18 protein-coding genes are annotated in these 16,845 nt (G+C 41.1%); 8 read left to right on the forward strand and 10 right to left on the reverse strand.

Translation table 11 applies throughout. The annotated features are described in order from the left end of the window. Positions 1-29: 29 nt before the first annotated feature. Entirely contained in the window at positions 30-659 is a 630-nt protein-coding gene (locus tag AX663_RS07860; protein WP_060973173.1) for a hypothetical protein, read from the forward strand. A gap of 34 nt (positions 660-693) precedes the next feature. On the opposite strand, the gene serS is transcribed toward AX663_RS07860, so the two are convergent. The 9 genes from serS to AX663_RS07905 all read right to left on the reverse strand — a co-directional run bounded on the left by serS (position 694) and on the right by AX663_RS07905 (position 8,855). Then, positions 694-1,971, reverse strand: a complete 1,278-nt coding sequence (gene serS / locus AX663_RS07865) for a serine--tRNA ligase (RefSeq protein ID WP_037597435.1) — start codon at positions 1,969-1,971, stop codon at positions 694-696. A 209-nt stretch (positions 1,972-2,180) separates the two neighbouring features. After that, positions 2,181-2,555 carry a DUF956 family protein gene (locus tag AX663_RS07870; RefSeq protein ID WP_060972160.1) on the reverse strand — a complete coding sequence of 125 codons (375 nt, stop codon included), beginning with the start codon at positions 2,553-2,555 and terminating at the stop codon, positions 2,181-2,183. A 78-nt stretch (positions 2,556-2,633) separates the two neighbouring features. Continuing rightward, positions 2,634-3,545 carry a PTS system mannose/fructose/sorbose family transporter subunit IID gene (locus AX663_RS07875; RefSeq protein ID WP_060973174.1) on the reverse strand — a complete coding sequence of 304 codons (912 nt, stop codon included), beginning with the start codon at positions 3,543-3,545 and terminating at the stop codon, positions 2,634-2,636. Positions 3,546-3,559: 14 nt separating this feature from the next. Then, entirely contained in the window at positions 3,560-4,375 is an 816-nt protein-coding gene (locus AX663_RS07880) for a PTS mannose/fructose/sorbose transporter subunit IIC (RefSeq protein ID WP_038675304.1), read from the reverse strand. Positions 4,376-4,442: 67 nt separating this feature from the next. Next, entirely contained in the window at positions 4,443-5,435 is a 993-nt protein-coding gene (locus AX663_RS07885) for a PTS sugar transporter subunit IIB (RefSeq protein WP_060973175.1), read from the reverse strand. A 265-nt stretch (positions 5,436-5,700) separates the two neighbouring features. Then, positions 5,701-6,087 carry a DUF956 family protein gene (locus tag AX663_RS07890; protein ID WP_060973176.1) on the reverse strand — a complete coding sequence of 129 codons (387 nt, stop codon included), beginning with the start codon at positions 6,085-6,087 and terminating at the stop codon, positions 5,701-5,703. A gap of 12 nt (positions 6,088-6,099) precedes the next feature. Further along, positions 6,100-7,014 (reverse strand): PTS system mannose/fructose/sorbose family transporter subunit IID, encoded by a 915-nt coding sequence (locus AX663_RS07895; protein WP_060973177.1) that lies wholly within the window; start codon positions 7,012-7,014, stop codon positions 6,100-6,102. A 15-nt stretch (positions 7,015-7,029) separates the two neighbouring features. Next, positions 7,030-7,830 carry a PTS mannose/fructose/sorbose transporter subunit IIC gene (locus tag AX663_RS07900; protein WP_021145048.1) on the reverse strand — a complete coding sequence of 267 codons (801 nt, stop codon included), beginning with the start codon at positions 7,828-7,830 and terminating at the stop codon, positions 7,030-7,032. 17 nt (positions 7,831-7,847) lie between these two features. Then, positions 7,848-8,855, reverse strand: a complete 1,008-nt coding sequence (locus tag AX663_RS07905; RefSeq protein WP_060973178.1) for a PTS sugar transporter subunit IIB — start codon at positions 8,853-8,855, stop codon at positions 7,848-7,850. A gap of 378 nt (positions 8,856-9,233) precedes the next feature. Here AX663_RS07905 and AX663_RS07910 point away from each other — a divergent pair, with 378 nt between their 5' ends. Continuing rightward, positions 9,234-9,965, forward strand: a complete 732-nt coding sequence (locus AX663_RS07910) for a cyclase family protein (protein WP_060973179.1) — start codon at positions 9,234-9,236, stop codon at positions 9,963-9,965. A 44-nt stretch (positions 9,966-10,009) separates the two neighbouring features. Here the strand turns inward: AX663_RS07910 and AX663_RS07915 are convergent, their stop codons facing one another. Beyond that, positions 10,010-10,822 carry a Cof-type HAD-IIB family hydrolase gene (locus AX663_RS07915; protein WP_060973180.1) on the reverse strand — a complete coding sequence of 271 codons (813 nt, stop codon included), beginning with the start codon at positions 10,820-10,822 and terminating at the stop codon, positions 10,010-10,012. A 209-nt stretch (positions 10,823-11,031) separates the two neighbouring features. On the opposite strand from AX663_RS07915, the gene AX663_RS07920 reads away from it, so the two are divergent. The 6 genes from AX663_RS07920 (at position 11,032) to nusA (ending at position 16,834) form a co-directional block, all read left to right on the forward strand. Continuing rightward, complete coding sequence (locus AX663_RS07920; RefSeq protein ID WP_002883789.1) at positions 11,032-12,453, forward strand: NCS2 family permease; 1,422 nt, start codon at positions 11,032-11,034, stop codon at positions 12,451-12,453. Positions 12,454-12,723: 270 nt separating this feature from the next. After that, a complete protein-coding gene (gene tsaE, locus AX663_RS07925; RefSeq protein WP_060973181.1) occupies positions 12,724-13,167 on the forward strand; it encodes a tRNA (adenosine(37)-N6)-threonylcarbamoyltransferase complex ATPase subunit type 1 TsaE in 444 nt (147 codons plus the stop codon). After that, on the forward strand, positions 13,160-13,681 hold the full coding sequence (locus tag AX663_RS07930; protein WP_060973182.1) for a GNAT family N-acetyltransferase: 522 nt from the start codon (positions 13,160-13,162) through the stop codon (positions 13,679-13,681). The genes tsaE and AX663_RS07930 overlap by 8 nt, the downstream gene beginning before the upstream one ends. An 8-nt stretch (positions 13,682-13,689) precedes the next feature. Continuing rightward, entirely contained in the window at positions 13,690-14,943 is a 1,254-nt protein-coding gene (gene lytR, locus AX663_RS07935; RefSeq protein ID WP_060973183.1) for a glycopolymer--peptidoglycan transferase LytR, read from the forward strand. Between the two features lie 152 nt (positions 14,944-15,095). Then, complete coding sequence (gene rimP / locus AX663_RS07940; protein ID WP_002883745.1) at positions 15,096-15,569, forward strand: ribosome maturation factor RimP; 474 nt, start codon at positions 15,096-15,098, stop codon at positions 15,567-15,569. Positions 15,570-15,634: 65 nt separating this feature from the next. After that, positions 15,635-16,834, forward strand: a complete 1,200-nt coding sequence (gene nusA, locus AX663_RS07945) for a transcription termination factor NusA (RefSeq protein WP_060973184.1) — start codon at positions 15,635-15,637, stop codon at positions 16,832-16,834. Positions 16,835-16,845: the final 11 nt, after the last annotated feature.

A 16,845-nucleotide genomic window follows, 5' to 3' on the forward strand; every position in this document is an offset into this window, starting at 1 on the left:
TTGGTCTTTTGTCATTGTAAGGAGAAATGATGTTAGAAAATATTAAAGCTTATTTATCTAAACAAGGGGTTAAGTATATCAAACCTGAAAAAGCGGGTCTGCATCAAGAAGAGATGGAAGCACTCAAAGCTTTAGGCCAGGCTGCTCGCAAGGAAATGCAGGTCTTATCAAAAGCTCTAGAGGAGCGTCTGGCACCCTTTAAAATGGATCGTGTCAGCAATTGGGCCAATCAGGCACAAATATGTCGCCCACACTTTTGGTGCTATTATAGGGCCCCTGAGGACAGTTTAGACGATGTTGCCATGGCGATTCGCCTTTATGGTCAGCCTAAAAAATGGGGGATTTCTGTTGAGGTTAGCTTTGTCGAACGGAAAAAATCAGATACCACTCTAGCTAAGCAACATAAGGTCCTAGACTTACCGATTGCCCCCTCTCTATACTATTTTGCCCAGGAAGATGGTGTCAGTCATCGTGTAGAAGGAACTGAAGAGAATCGTCAGATGCTTAAAGCAGCAGTTAGATATGGTCGTATCCGCAAGGTATTGGTTAAGTATGATGTGGTAGTGACTACTAGTAAAACTATGGAAGAGTTAGTAGAAGAGCTCGCTGATGGATTTGATAAGTTGAAAGCCTATTACGAGAAAGCTAATAAAAACTAAAAAATCTCCAGGTTCTTTCTGGAGATTTTCCTTGTTATTTTGGTGCGATTACTTCAGCACCGCCCATATAAGGACGAAGAACTTCAGGGATAGTTACTGAACCATCTTCGTTTTGGTAGTTTTCAAGGATAGCAGCTACTGTACGTCCAACAGCAAGTCCTGAACCGTTGAGAGTGTGAAGAAGTTTTACTTTACCATCAGCTTCGTCACGATAGCGGATTTGTGCACGACGGGCTTGGAAATCTTCTGTGTTTGAACATGAAGAAATTTCGCGGTAAGTGTTTTGTGCTGGAATCCAAACTTCCAAATCGTAAGTTTTGGCAGCTGAGAATCCCATATCGCCAGTACACAAAGTGATGACACGGTATGGCAAGTTAAGTTTTTGAAGAATATTTTCAGCGTTAACTACCATTTTTTCCAATTCATCGTACGAGCTTTCTGGTTTTGAGAATTTGACCATTTCAACCTTGTGGAATTGGTGAAGACGGATCAATCCACGTGTATCACGACCAGCTGAACCAGCTTCTGAACGGAATGAAGGGCTCATGGCTGTGAAGTAGATTGGCAATTCTTTACCATCAAGGATTTCACCGCGATAGTAGTTTGTCAAAGGAACTTCAGCGGTTGGGATAAGGACATAGTCAGTACCGTCAAGCTCGAAAGTATCTTCCTTGAATTTTGGATATTGACCAGTACCGAACATTGAGTCGTGGTTAACCATGTAAGGTGTGATCATTTCAGTGTAGCCTTCTTTAGCGTGCTCATCCAACATAAAGTTGTAAATCGCACGTTCCAATTTTGCTCCAAGTCCTTTGTAGAAAAGGAAGCGAGAACCAGTGACTTTAGCACCACGTTCCCAATCTAGGATACCAAGGTCTTCCCCAAGATCCCAGTGAGCTTTAACTTCAAAATCAAAGTCACGAGGTGTTCCCCAACGGCGAACTTCTACGTTTTCGTCTTCGTCAGCACCTACTGGAACAGAGTCGTTTGGTGTATTTGGAAGTGTCACAACGATGGCATTAAGCTTTTCATCGATAGCAGCAAGTTCTGCATCAATTTCCTTAATTTCTGCAGAAACTTTTTGCATGGCTGCAATTTGTTCTGAAGCATCTTCTTTGTTACGTTTAGCTTGAGCGATACCATCTGAAGCGATATTACGTTGAGCTTTGAGTTCTTCAGATTTGATAAGAAGCTCACGGCGTTTAACATCAAGCTCTTTAAGTTCATTTAAAGTTTCAGCAGCAACCCCACGTGTAGCCAATTTTTCGGCAAGGGCATCGAAGTCGTTACGAATACGTTTTACATCTAACATAAGTTCCTCCAAAAAGTAAAACACTCCAGTGAAAGTGTTGGAGTGACATGAGCCACGGTTCCATCCAACTTCACAGGAGTGCACTTGTTTATGTTTTTAATTATTAGAAACGGTAGAATTTCGTAGGTTAACCCTACCTGCTCGCAGCAACCGCAGGCTTTCTGAAAGGATCTAGCTAGTACTTATCCGTCTGTTATATTATACAAAAATTATGATTTTTTGGCAAATAAACCTTTGAGTCGAGTGCCGATAGTTTGAATGAGAGTTGGCAACTTGACGACTTTTTCATTACCAAGATGTTCCCTAGCAATCTTTAGAATCTTTCCAGAATCTTTAGAAGCAAAGAGGAATTTGCTCTTGTCTGTCAAAACCTCAAAGTGGCGACTAATTCTTTTTCCGGAGACATTCGCACCGATTTGAGTGATGCTTGTCCATGGGATTTGAATGTATTGCTCGACATTGACATCTGGGTAGAATTCAAGAGCCACATCTCCTATTAGAAACTTACCGACTTTACCTCCGATAGCCATGTAGGAAACGCCTGTTGTATGCAGTTCAACTGTTTTGTTTAGTGATTGTGCCATATCTATCTCGCTTTTTGATTGTAGTACCTTTATTATAGCATAAGAAAAGAGTTCAGCTTTGCTAAACTCTTACTCTTTTTACATGATTCCGAAGAAGCTTGCAACAATACCAACTACAAAGAGACCGATGATGATTGTGATTGGTGAAACTTTCTTCTTAAGCAACCACATACATGCAAAAGTAAGGAGAAGTCCCATCAAACCTGGAATCAATGAATCCAATTGTTTTTGAAGGGTATCAACTTGAATCTTATCGAAGCTAAGTTTGTCATTAACTTGGCCGAGGATAGTCTTAAGTTGGTCACCATTGACATTGCCTTTAGGCCATTCGATATAGGCACCTTTAGACAAAACTTTACCTGGAAGATTTATAGTGAAGACGATAGAAACCCAACGTTCAACAAGGACAGCCAAGATGAACATACCAAGGATTGATGCTCCTTTAGTAATATCTTTCAAGATACCACCAGACATGTCTTTAGTGATTTCTGAACCTGCTTTGTAACCAAGTTCTTGAGTGTACCACAAGAAGGCCATACGGATAAGGTTCCAACCGATGAAGAAGATAAGTGGACCAGCGATGTTACCGGCTTGTGCCAATGATGCACCGAGGGCACCAAGGATAGGACGAACTGTGAACCAGAAAACAGGGTCACCGATACCGGCAAGAGGTCCCATCATACCGATTTTAACCCCTTGGATAGCAGCATCTTCGATGTCGGTACCGTTAGCTTTTTCTTCTTCAAGAGCCAAGGTAACACCCATGATAGGAGCAGCTACGTAAGGGTGGGTATTGAAGAATTCCAAGTGGCGTTTAAGAGCTGCGGCTTGGTCTTCTTTGTTAGTGTAGAGTTTTTTGATAGCAGGAATGAGTGAGTAAGCCCAACCCAAGTTTTGCATACGTTCATAGTTCCATGAACCTTGCAAGAATTGTGAGCGCCACCAAACCTTTTTACGATCTGCTTGAGATAATTGAATTTTTTCAGCCATGAGAGCACCCCTTCCTAGTAGTCTTCCAAGATATCGCCGATTGGGTCGCCTGAACCAGATGAAGTTCCGCCACCATTTCCGCCACCTTGTTTAGAAAGATTGAGGTAGATGAAGGCGATAGCGACACCGATAGCACCAAGAGCGATAAGTGTCAATTGGCTAATTGCTGCGAAAGCAAAACCGATGGCGAAGAATGGCCAAACTTCACGAGTTGCCATCATGTTGATAACCATGGCGTAACCAACGGCTACGACCATACCACCACCGACAACCATACCGTGGTTGAGCCAGTCAGGCATCAAACCAAGGGCGTGTTGAACAGATTGTGCTGGGATAGCAAGAAGAAGAGCTGCAGGCACAGCAATACGCAACCCTTGAAGAAGAAGGGCAAGGTAGTGTGCGCGTTCAACACCAGCGATGTTTCCGCTTTCTGCTGCTTTATCTGCAGCATGAACAAGGGCAACTGATGCTGTACGAACAAGCATAGTTAGGAAGAGACCGGCAACCGCAAGTGGGATAGCTGTTGCAGTCGCAACACCGATACCTTCAGTTGTGAAGTTACCACCTTTAACCAAAATGATGGCAGCAGCAACAGAGGCGAGGGCAGCGTCAGGAGCGACAGCGGCACCGATATTAGCCCAAGCAAGGGCAATCATTTGAAGAGAACCACCAAGCATGATACCTGCAGTGAGGTTACCTGTAGCAGCACCGATAAGGGTACATGCAACAAGTGGTTGGTGGAATTGGAATTGGTCAAGGATACCTTCAAGACCAGCAAGGAAGGCAACAACTACGACCAAAATTGCAGAAATAATTGACATATCTGACATGGTAATAATTCCTTTTCTATTGAGTTGTGATTAGTTGAGTTTATCAACTAATTTATCCGGATGAAGATTATTGAACGTTAGCTTTTTTGATAAGGTCAAACAAGTCTTTCTTAGAATCGTTTGGAACCTTACGGACGTCAAATTCAACACCAAGGTCACGTAATTTTTCGAAGCAAGCAACATCGTCTTTGTCCATAGACAAAACGTTGTTAACCATTGTTTTACCAGTTGAGTGAGCCATAGAACCAACGTTAAGTTCTTTGATTGGCACGCCACCTTCGATAGCACGAAGTGCGTCTTGAACAGTTTCGAACAAGATAAGCGCGTGTGTGTTACCAAAACGTGGGTCCTTAGAAGCATCAATCAATTTTTGAATTGGAACAACGTTTGCTTTAACACCGTTTGGTGCTGCTTGTTTGATCAATTCTTTACGAAGCTCATCTTTAGCAACGTCGTCTGAAGCAACAATGATACGGTCTGCTTTAGAAGCAGGTGTCCAGTTAGTTGCTACCTGACCATGCAAGAGACGTGTGTCCAAACGTGCCAAGTTAATCTTGAGTTTACCATCTCCGATAACTGTCCCTTCTGGGATAGCTCCTTGAGGTGCTGCAGCTTCCACAGGAGCTGCAGTTGTTTCCTCAACTGGATTTAGCTCCTCTGGAAGTGCCTTGATACCACCCTTAGCTTCCTTGATGATATTAGCAGCAACTTGCTCTGCAGTAGCGCTAGCATCCATCATACGTTCAGTGTATGCTTGGATTAGCATTGGCAAGTTAAGTCCTGTGATGATAGCAATCTTGCGATCTGGATTTTCTCCAGCAATTCGGCTAGCTTGGTTAAATGGTGAACCAGACCAAAGGTCAGCCAAAACAAGAATTTCATCATCAGCATCGAATTGTGCAATGGCGTCGTTGAAGTGAGCGTACAAATCATCAGGACCTTCACTTGGCATGAAAGTTACGACTTGAACTTTCTCTTGGTCTCCAAAAATCATAGAGCCTGATTGGTGGATCCCTTCAGCGAACTTACCATGGCTGGCAATAATAATACCGATACCCATTCGTGTTCTCCTCCTTATAAATTATTTTTTCCTAGGCTTAAAAAGACTATCTCCGATTTTTTTCAAGACGCTAAAAAAAGCGTCTCTCAATCTTTTTAAACATAAGAAATCAAGAACAATTATATTGTAAAACGCTTTCAAGCAAATGTCAATAGCTAGTGAGATAAAATTTCAAAAGAAGTCAATTTCTTTCAAAAATGAGCAAAGTATTATAAAAAGATTGTCCAACCATTAGATTGGACAATCTTTTTATAATATTCGGAGATTATTTCTTCTTGACAATGAGTCGGAAAAGATTTTTAAAGCCTTGTTTGAGGACAGCGATAAAGCTAGGTGCTTTTCGTAAACTTTCTCGAGGAATTCTTTTTTGAATTTCTTTCAAAGTTATTCGGCTTTTTCGACTGGCAAAACGGAAACGTCCATTTTGCTTAGTACGGATTTCAAAGCGAGGAATGAATTTACCACCGAAGTAGACATCGGCAATCACATAAGTGACTTCATCCCAAGGAATTTGAATGTAGTCTTGCAACTTCGTATCATTGTAAAATTCGAAGGCCTTATCTCCGACCATGATATTTCCGTAAATAGGCCCTTCACGAAACCAAGTTCCCTTAGATGTGTGAGCCATTTCGGTATTGAGCGATTTAACCATACCTTGCTCCGATTAGAGTAGACCAATAATGTGGAGTACAATAGCTAGAACAAAGATACCCAAAATGATAACGATTGGAGAAACTTTTCTCTTAAGAAGGTACATGCAGAGGAAAGTCAAACCAAGGGCAGCAAGACCAGGAATCAATTGGTTCAAGTTGTCTTGCAAGGTTGTTACCTTGTTAGCGTCAAGAGAGCGACCAGCAGCTTGTTGATGGAAGGCTTCTTTAACACCGGCAATACCTTTTGGAAGTTTATCCCAATCGATATAAGCACCTTCTTGTTGTTTAACAGTTGAGACAACTGGTGTGAAGGTGATACTTACCCAACGTTGGATAAGAGAACCGATAACGAACATCCCCATCATTGATGCGCCACGAGTTACTTGTTGAAGAAGGTTACCAGATACGTCGTCTGTAATCGCAGCACCAGCTCTATAACCGAACTCTTGAGTGTACCATTTAACAGCAGCGACCATAGCATTCCAAAGTACGAAGAAGACGATAGGTCCCAAGATGTTACCTGAAACAGCCAAACCTGCTCCTAATGAAAGGAAGATTGGGCGAAGGGTAAACCAGAAGAGAGGGTCACCGGCACCTGCAAGAGGTCCCATCATACCAACCTTAACCCCTGAGATAGCGGCATCATCGATGTCAGCACCGTTGGCACGTTCTTCTTCCAAGGCAAGTGTAACCCCAAAGATTGGGTTAGCCATGAAAGGTTGTGTATTGAAGAATTCCAAGTGACGTTTAAGAGCAGCTACACGTTCTTCTTTTGTTTGATAAAGTTTTTTGATTGCAGGAATAAGGGTGTAAGCCACACCACCATTTTGCATACGTTCATAGTTGAATGAAGCTAAAAGGAAGTATGAGCGCAAGAAAGCTTTGAAACGATCTGCTTTTGTTAATTTAATTTTTGAATCAGCCATTTTCTTTCCTCCTAATTAAAAGTCTTCCAGAATTTCACCGAGGGGATCACCTGATCCTCCATCATTTGAAGAACCATTTGAACCACTAGCTTCAAGTGCAAGGTACATAACGGCAAGACAGAGGCCGATGATACCCAAGCTAATCAAGGTCAATTCTTTGAGGGCAGCCAAAGCAAAACCAAGGAAGAAGAATGGCCAAACTTCGCGACTAGACATCATGTTGATAACCATGGCATAACCAACGGCTACAACCATACCACCACCGATTGTCATACCTGATGTTAACCATTCAGGCATAGATTCAAGACCAGATTGTACAAGGTGTGCAGGAATCAAGAGCAAGAGGAGGGCAGGGATAGCAACACGGAGACCTTGGAGGGACATACCGATAAAGTGCCATCTTTCAATACCAGCGATATCAGCATCTTCAGCACGACTATCCATAATGTGAGCGATGAAGACAGTTGCAGTACGGACAAACATTGTCAAGGCAAGACCGGCAACAGCCAAAGGAACCGCAAGGGCGATGGCTGGACCAATTCCTTTAGCTCCTTGACCACCCAAGATAAGGATGATTGTAGAAGCTACAGCGGCAAGTGAGGCATCTGGTGCCATGGCAGCACCAACGTTAGCCCATCCCATAGTGATCAACTGTAAGCTACCACCCAACATTACGCCGAGTTCGAGATGACCAGTAACAAGACCGATAAGGGAACAAGCCACAACTGGTTGGTATGTTTCGATTTGGTCGTTAACTGAGCTACAACCGATGATGAAAGCAACAATTACGACTAAAATAATTTGTACTAAACTCATTTATGCATCCTCCAAAATTATTTCTTCTCTGCTAATTTAGTTTCAGCTGACTTAATCAAGGTATCAACGTTTGCTGGGCTATCACTTGGTACCCCACGAACGTCAAATTTGACACCCAATGATTGCAACTCTTTGATAGCATCCACATCTGTTTGGTCAAATGAAAGAGCTTTAGTAACGTTGACTTTTCCTTCTTTATAAGCTGAAGAACCAAGGTTGATTTCTTTAACATCAACACCTGCTTTAACAGCAGCAAGAGCATCTTCAACAGATTCAAAGAGAAGCATAGCACGTGTATCTCCAAAACGTGGGTCATTGTTTGCTTTAACCATGTTTTTAATTGGGATAACGTGAACTTGAACACCAGATGGAGCGGCTTGTTTAATCATGCTTGTACGAAGTTTATCATGACAAACAGTGTCTGAAACAACGATGATACGGTCTGGGTGAGTTGAGTGAGTCCAACCAGTCGCAACCTGACCGTGGAGGAGACGTGTGTCAACACGAGCCAAAACGTATTTGATTTTTCCATCACCAAGAACGGTTCCTTCAGGAATGGTACCTTTAGGAATAGAAGGTTTTGCGTCGGCTGGTTTAGTGTCTTCTTCAGGAATAAGGCCTTCTGGAAGGACTTTAACGCCTTCTTTTGTTTCCTTATAAATGTTAGCGACAATCTCTTCAACCCCAGCATCAGGAGCTACCATACGTTCCGTATATGCTTGGATAAGCATTGGCAAGTTGAGTCCTGTCACGATAACCATCTTGCGATCAGGATTTTCTTCCTTGATACGGCTTGCCTGGTTAAATGGTGACCCAGACCAAAGGTCTGCAAGGACAAGAATTTCGTCGTCAGCGTCAAATTGAGCGATGGCATCTTTGAAGTGAGCGTACAAGTCGTCAGGACCTTCATTTGGCATGAAAGTAACCACTTGAACTTTCTCTTGTTCACCAAAAATCATAGAACCTGATTGGTGAATACCTTCAGCGAATTTACCATGGCTAGCAATAATAATACCGATACCCATTAGTGTTCTTCCTCCTTTTATATATTGCTTCTTAGGAATAGAAAAATGATTATTGGTATTATCATTCATGACATGAAAATGACAACAATATTTTTTTAGTCCCTCGAAAATTAGAACAATCTAATTGTAAAACGTTATCATAGATTTGTCAATGCTTTTCGTAACAAAAGTGTCATAAAATTGAAAAAAATATCAAATTATCGCAAATATACTTTCTTTTCAGACAAAAAGAGTTAGATATAGTTTGAAGCTATATCTAACTAGAAGAAATGGGATTAAGAAAAAATGAGATAAATGCTTGTAATAGCTAGTAATGGCTGCTATAATTTCTTCAATTAACTATTTAAGGTTAAATCTATAAGAAAAGAGGACCTCCTTATGTCAGATTTACTAAGTATTTATAATGAATTGCAATCTAAGAAATGGGTTGACTTGACCCACAAAATTAATGCGGAAAGTCCACACTTTCCAGCTCTCCCAGCTTTGAAACAAGAAGACCTTTTCACATTAAAAGATGGTTTCCATGTTCAAAAATTTACAGTAGTTGGTCAATACGGAACGCATATTGATGCACCGATTCACTTTGTAGAAGGTGGTCGTTGGTTGGATGAGATTGCTCTCAAAGATCTTCTTTTACCACTCTATGTTATCGACAAGTCTAAAGAAGTTGCTACTAATCCAAACTTTATCTTGAGCAAACAAGATATCTTAGACTTTGAAGCAGAACATGGACAAATTACTGAAGGGGCCTTTATCGCTTTTCGTAGTGATTGGTCGAAGCGTTGGCCAAATCAAGATGCTATGCGCAACCTTGATGAAAATGGGGTTCAGCAAAGTCCAGGTTGGAGCCGTGAAGCTCTAGAATTCTTGATTCATGAACGCCATGTTAAGGCTGTCGGTCATGAGACTTTTGATACAGATGCGGGTATTCCAGCAGCAGAACATGGCTTGGTTAACGAATACTACCTCTTGGAACAAAACATTTATCAGGTGGAAGTCTTGAATCAATTGGATCAAGTTCCAGCTGTTGGTGCTTTGATTTCAATTGCATTTCCTCACTGGGACAAGGCGACAGGTTCCCCAGTGCGTGCAGTGGCTATTTTACCTTAATCATAAGAAAAAACACCGAAGAAATTTTCGGTGTCTTTTGTTATTTATAAAAAGAGTTCCTGAAGTTTGCGAGCAACGCCATCCTCTTCATTAGTCCACTCAATTTGTTCGTTAGCGTGGGGAAGAAGGATAGAGCTGGCATTCTTCATGGCATAGCCAGTTTTAGCAAGTTCCAACATCTCTGTGTCGTTGTGTTCGTCACCGAAAGCAATCAAATCATTTGTTGATTTACGCATGGCCTTAAGTAAGTAGTTTAGAGCGTAGGCTTTGTTGATGCCTTTAGGCGAAAATTCCAAAATATTAAGTGGGCCACCCCAAGAATCAACTTCAATTTCTTCCTTGAAGTCTTTCTTGATGTCATCGGCTAGTTGGTACTTATCCTCATGACGAGTTTGCATAAGAAGAGCATTTGGGTTGCGTGTAATTTTTGCTGGTTCCAAACGCATAGCCTCAATGATTTTATCAACACCAAAGAGTTGTGGTTGAATACGCTCTGGGTGATTCATAGTGATATAGAAATGTTTTCGGTATTCACTTGCCAGAAAATCCATTTCTAACTCATCGTGTCGTTGTAGGAGGTCAATCAGATATTTTTTGTCTAATTTAACCGAATGCTCATAGGCCCAGTCTTGGTCTGGAAGATTGGTCAAGGAGCCATTAAAGGTAATGAGTGGTGTTTCTAACCCAAGTGTTTTGTAATGGTCGATAGCCATACGATAAGGACGACCTGTAGCAATAACGACTTGGTGTCCTTTGTTTTGTACATCTTTAATTGTTTTTTGTGTAAATTCTGAAATAGTTCCATCTGGACGCAAGAGGGTTCCATCAAGATCTAGTGCAATCAATTTTTTTGTCATGTTCCCATTATAGCAAAAATCTGTCCTTTGTTGGTGATTAAGAAAGAGCTTTCTGAGAACGTTCGGTTTTTCATAAGAAAAGTCTCAGGAAATAAACCTTGCACCGTCAAATAATTTCATGTAGAATAGTAACGTTGCATTCTACGTGAGAATGTTCCGAAATTATTCGGATTTTGACAATAATTTTTTATTAAGGAGTCTAAACTTTCATGGAAAAGTTTTTCAAATTGAAAGAACATGGTACTGACGTCCGTACAGAAGTGACTGCCGGATTGACAACTTTCTTTGCCATGTCTTACATCCTCTTTGTTAACCCAGCGATGTTGGCTCAGACAGGAATGCCTGCACAAGGTGTTTTCTTAGCAACAATTATTGGTGCGGTTGCAGGGACATTGATGATGGCCTTTTATGCCAACCTACCATACGCTCAAGCGCCTGGTATGGGACTTAATGCCTTCTTCACCTATACAGTGGTCTTTTCTTTGGGGTACACTTGGCAAGAGGCCTTAGCGATGGTCTTTCTATGTGGTGTTATTTCATTGATTATCACAGTAACTAAAGTACGTAAGATGATTATTGAGTCTATTCCAACAGCCCTTAAATCTGCGATTTCAGCAGGTATAGGTGTTTTCCTTGCCTATGTGGGGATTAAAAATGCTGGTTTCTTGAAATTCTCAATTAATCCTCATACCTACACTGTAGCAGGTAAAGGTGCTGATATGGCCAAGGCTTCAATTACAGCTTCATCATCAGCTACACCAGGTTTGGTTGCCTTCAATAACCCAACTGTTATTGTCGGTTTGATTGGTCTTGCGATTGCGATTTTCTTTATCGTTAAAGGTATTCGTGGTGGTGTTCTGCTTTCAATCCTCGTAACGACTATCATTGCTATTTTTGCTGGTGTCGTTGATCTTGGAAGCATCGACTGGCACGCAGCTAGCTTGACATCATCTATCAAAGACCTTGGTCAGGTCTTTGGTGCAGCGCTTGGATCTAAGGGATTGGGTTCACTCTTTGCAGACGTTTCTCGTTTGCCTGGTGTCTTTATGGCTATTCTCGCCTTTTCGTTGACTGATATCTTCGATACTATCGGTACCTTAATCGGTACTGGTGAAAAGGTTGGTATCATTGCTTCAACAGGTGATAACAACGAATCAAAAGCTCTTGACCGTGCCCTTTACTCTGACCTTGTTGGTACAAGTATTGGTGCCATTGCAGGGACTTCAAACGTTACAACTTACGTTGAATCTGCAGCTGGTATTGGTGCTGGTGGACGTACTGGTTTGACAGCTCTTGTGGTTGCTGTGCTCTTTGCCATCTCTAGTTTCTTTAGTCCAGTGGTATCAATCGTTCCAAATGCAGCAACAGCGCCTATTCTTATTATTGTAGGTGTTATGATGCTCTCTAACCTTAAGAGTGTGGATTGGGAAGACTTGTCTGAAGCTATTCCTGCTTTCTTCACTTCTATTTTTATGGGATTCTCATATAGTATTACCTATGGTATCGCAGCTGGGTTCCTTACTTATACTTTGGTCAAAATTGTCAAAGGTCAAGCTAAGGATGTCCACTTTATTATGTGGATTTTGGATATCTTGTTTATCCTTAACTTCATCAGTATGGCTGTGTTCTAAAGCTTGAAAGAGAAAGTCTGTACATTTGTCAGGCTTTTTCTTTTGCAATTTTTATGTGGAAGAAAGGTGAGAGGATTTTTTGATGAATTTTCAATGCCATAGAAATTTCACAAAAAATCTAATCTATGAGCATTTGATGTGTCTAAGATAAATGCAAAATTAAAACATAGATCTTAATTTCTTACTTAAATGATTCAATATTTATAAGTTTCTACTGTATTTTTACAGTGAATTCTAGTCCATATTTCTATTTTTTGATATAATGAAAACATGATTTACAGTCAAAATGAAGAAGAATTGATTAGTATCGGTCAAAAGCTAGGGCGACTGCTCAATTCTGGAGATATAATTGTTCTCTCAGGTGATCTGGGAGCTGGCAAAACGACCTTAACTAAAGGAATTGCCAAAGGTTTGGATATTTCTCAAATGATAAAGAGTCCAACCTATACTATTGTAAGGGAGTATGAGGGGCGACAGCCACTCTATCATTTAGATGTCTACCGCATTGGTGATGATCCTGATTCTATTGATTTGGATGATTTTCTGTATGGTGAAGGCGTGACAATCATCGAGTGGGGTGAGCTCCTAGACGAGAGTCTGTTAGGGGACTATCTCCTAATTTCGATATCACATCATGGAGACGGGCGTCAGTTGCTTTTTGAATCTTTCGGTCCTAGAAGTAAGGAGATTCAGGAGGAAATGGTAAATGGCTGAGCAAGAATTAGTCATTGAGGAAGCTCAAAGAGAGGATGCTGCCTCTCTAGCTCGCTTACTAGAGACTGTAGCCTTGGAATCGGATTTTCTAGCACAAGATGCTAGAAGTTCTATACTGAGTGCCGAACAGTTAGCATCTTATATTGAAGGCCATCAGCATATGCTTAATGAGATTTGTTTGGTGGCAAAATTGGGTCGTGAGGTCATTGGTGTTTGTAATGTAACCTCTGATCAAGATACTAAGACTAGTCATATTGGTGACGTATTTATTGCGGTTGCTAAACCCTACTGGGGAAATGGTGTTGGTCAGTTTCTGATGGAAACAATGATTGACTGGGCAGATCATACACCGATTATCCGCCGCTTAGAGTTGACGGTTCAAGCACGTAATAAACGGGCGGTTCACCTCTATCAAAAATTTGGATTTGACATTGAAGGCACTAAGAAACGTGGTGCAAGAACTAAAAATGGAGAATTTCTAGATGTTTACCTTATGGCTAAACTCATAGATTAGGAAAAAACATGAAACTTGGACGAAAAATTTTATTGATGTTGTTGGCGATTTTTGCAACGACAGTAGTAGCTGCTGGTATTTACCTAACGACAACTTATAATTACGCCACAGGCGAATTGTCAAAAACGTTTAGGGCTTCTAAAGCAATTTCTGGGAATAGTAAGGCCATTCAACAGACTAAGCCTATAACTATTCTGTTGATGGGGGTAGATACAGGATCCAAAGAACGTAAGGAAACCTGGGAAGGGAACTCTGATACCATGATCTTGGTAACAGTGAACCCTAAGACTAAGAAAACAACCATGACCAGTTTGGAACGTGACCTTTTGACAGATATTGAGGGGTCGGGGGAAGCAAAACTAAATTCAGCCTATGCTGAGGGTGGTGCTGACTTGGCTATTTCAACCATTCAAAAGGTTTTAGATATTGATATTGACTATTATGCACTGATTAATATGCAGGGTATGATTGATCTGGTAGATGCTGTTGGTGGTATTGAGGTAACGAATCATTTTGATTTCCCTATTTCAATTGCAGAAAATGAACCAGAATTTCAGGCAAAAGTTGAGCCTGGAACCCATAAAATCAACGGTGAGCAAGCCTTAGTGTATTCACGTATGCGTTACGATGACCCTGATGGTGACTATGGTCGTCAAAAACGTCAACGTGAGGTTATTCAAAAAGTTGTAGCTAAGCTCTTGAAGATGGACTCGATTGGTTCTTACAAGAAAATCTTGTCAGCTGTAAGTTCAAATGTTCAAACTAGCATTGATCTTGGTGATACCAATACTCTGCGTAGCTTGATGGGCTATAGTGATGCACTTAAAAATATTAAGTCATACCAATTGGCTGGTTCGGATGCCATGATCAACGGAGGAAGCTATCAAGTGGCCTCTACTGAGGATATTCTTAAGGTGCAAAACCGTATTAAGAAGGAAGTTGGTAAGAAAAAAGTCTCTGAATCTAACCTTAAGACTAGTTTGGTTCTCTATGGATCTGGTAGCTCTAACTATGGCTCAGATGATTTTGTTAATTCTAAAGGGAACACGGCTTCAAGTGAAGTATCTTCAAATTATGAGGCTTGGCCATCTGAGGCAGCAGGTGGTGGATCGGTAAGTACCTACAATGGAGGCACTACCTATAGCAATAACTATAGTGAAAACACAGGTAATTATGTTCAGGAACAAGGTACGACAACCCCTACATACAATAATAATGGATCGGGTGTGACTACCTATAGCACTGTTCCAGCGGCACAATAAATGAGGTTGGGTGATTCCCAACCTTTTTGCTTTGAAATGACAGCGATATGGTTATTCCTTGCAATGGCTTTTGAGCTATGCTATAATATAGGAAAATAACGAAAGAGAGGCGGAGTAGAAACTTCGTCTCTTGTGTGTGTAAGGAGGTCATAATGTCGCAAAAAATTATTGATCTCGTGACGGCAGTCGTAGCTCCAGCTATTCCTGAGCCATACGAACTGGTCGATATCGAGTACGAAAAGCTTGGCGGTGACTATGTCTTGTCAGTTTTGATTGATAAGCCAGGTGGTATTACTGTAGAAGATACTGCAGACTTGACTGAAATTATCAGTCCCCTCTTGGATACTATTCAGCCTGATCCTTTCCCGGATCAATACATGCTGGAAGTTTCTAGTCCAGGGTTAGAGCGTCCCTTAAAAACCAAAGAAGCTTTGACAAATGCTGTTGGTCAGTATATCAATGTTAGTCTTTACAAGGCTATTGATAAGATCAAGATTTTCCAAGGTGACTTGGTGGCCTTTGATGGGGAAACCCTAACAATCGATTACCTTGATAAGACTCGCCATAAAACTGTTGAGATTCCCTATCAAACAGTTGCTAAAGCTCGTTTGGCAGTCAAACTCTAAAACTCTTAGTGTAAATAAAGAAAGGATGCCAGTTTTGGCCAATAGAGGCTAAAACAACAAAGAATATGAGCAAAGAAATGCTAGAAGCCTTCCGTGTCTTGGAAGAAGAAAAACACATTAACAAGGAAGACATCATCGATGCTGTGGTTGAATCACTTAAGTCAGCCTACAAGCGTCGTTATGGTCAGTCAGAATCAGCTGTAGTTGAATTCAATGAAAAAACAGGTGATTTTCAAGTTTATACCGTTCGTGAAGTTGTAGATGAAGTCTTTGATAGTCGTTTGGAAATTAGCTTGAAAGATGCACTTGCTATCAGCTCTGCTTACGAGCTTGGTGACAAGATTCGTTTTGAAGAGTCAGTCGATGAATTTGGTCGTGTTGCAGCGCAATCTGCCAAACAAACCATTATGGAAAAAATGCGCAAGCAGATGCGTGAAATCACTTATAATGACTATAAGCAACATGAAGGTGAAATCATGCAAGGAACAGTTGAACGCTTCGACCAACGTTTCATTTATGTCAATCTTGGAACGCTCGAAGCTCAATTGTCACGCCAAGATCAAATTCCTGGTGAAAGCTTTAAGTCACATGATGTCATTGATGTTTATGTTTATAAAGTTGAAAACAACCCTAAAGGTGTTAACGTCTTTGTCAGCCGTAGCCATCCAGAATTCATCAAACGTATCATGGAACAAGAAATTCCAGAAGTATTTGATGGAACTGTAGAAATCATGAGCGTGTCTCGTGAAGCAGGTGATCGTACTAAGGTTGCTGTTCGCAGTCATAATCCTAACGTTGATGCTATTGGTACTATCGTTGGTCGTGGTGGAAGCAATATTAAGAAAGTTGTCAGCCGTTTCCACCCAACACGTTTGGATGCTAAGACAGGAATTGAAGTTCCTGTTGAGGAAAATATTGATGTTATTCAATGGGTTGAAGATCCAGCTGAATTCATCTACAATGCTATTGCACCGGCTGAAGTGGACTATGTTCTCTTCGACGAAAATGATAGCAAACGTGCAACAGTAGTTGTGCCAGATAACAAATTATCTCTTGCAATTGGTCGTCGTGGGCAAAACGTTCGTTTGGCAGCTCATTTGACTGGTTACCGTATTGACATCAAGTCAGCTTCTGAATACGAAGCACTCGAAGCTGAAAAAGCTGAGGCTGCTACTGAGGAAGTTGTAGATGAGATTGTTGCAGAAGAAGCTACACCTGTTGAAGTCACAACAGAAGAAGTAACTGAAACAACAGAAGCAGAATAAGAAGAACATAG

Source organism: Streptococcus sp. CCH8-H5, assembly GCF_001556505.1.
Taxonomy (GTDB): Bacteria; Bacillota; Bacilli; order Lactobacillales; family Streptococcaceae; genus Streptococcus.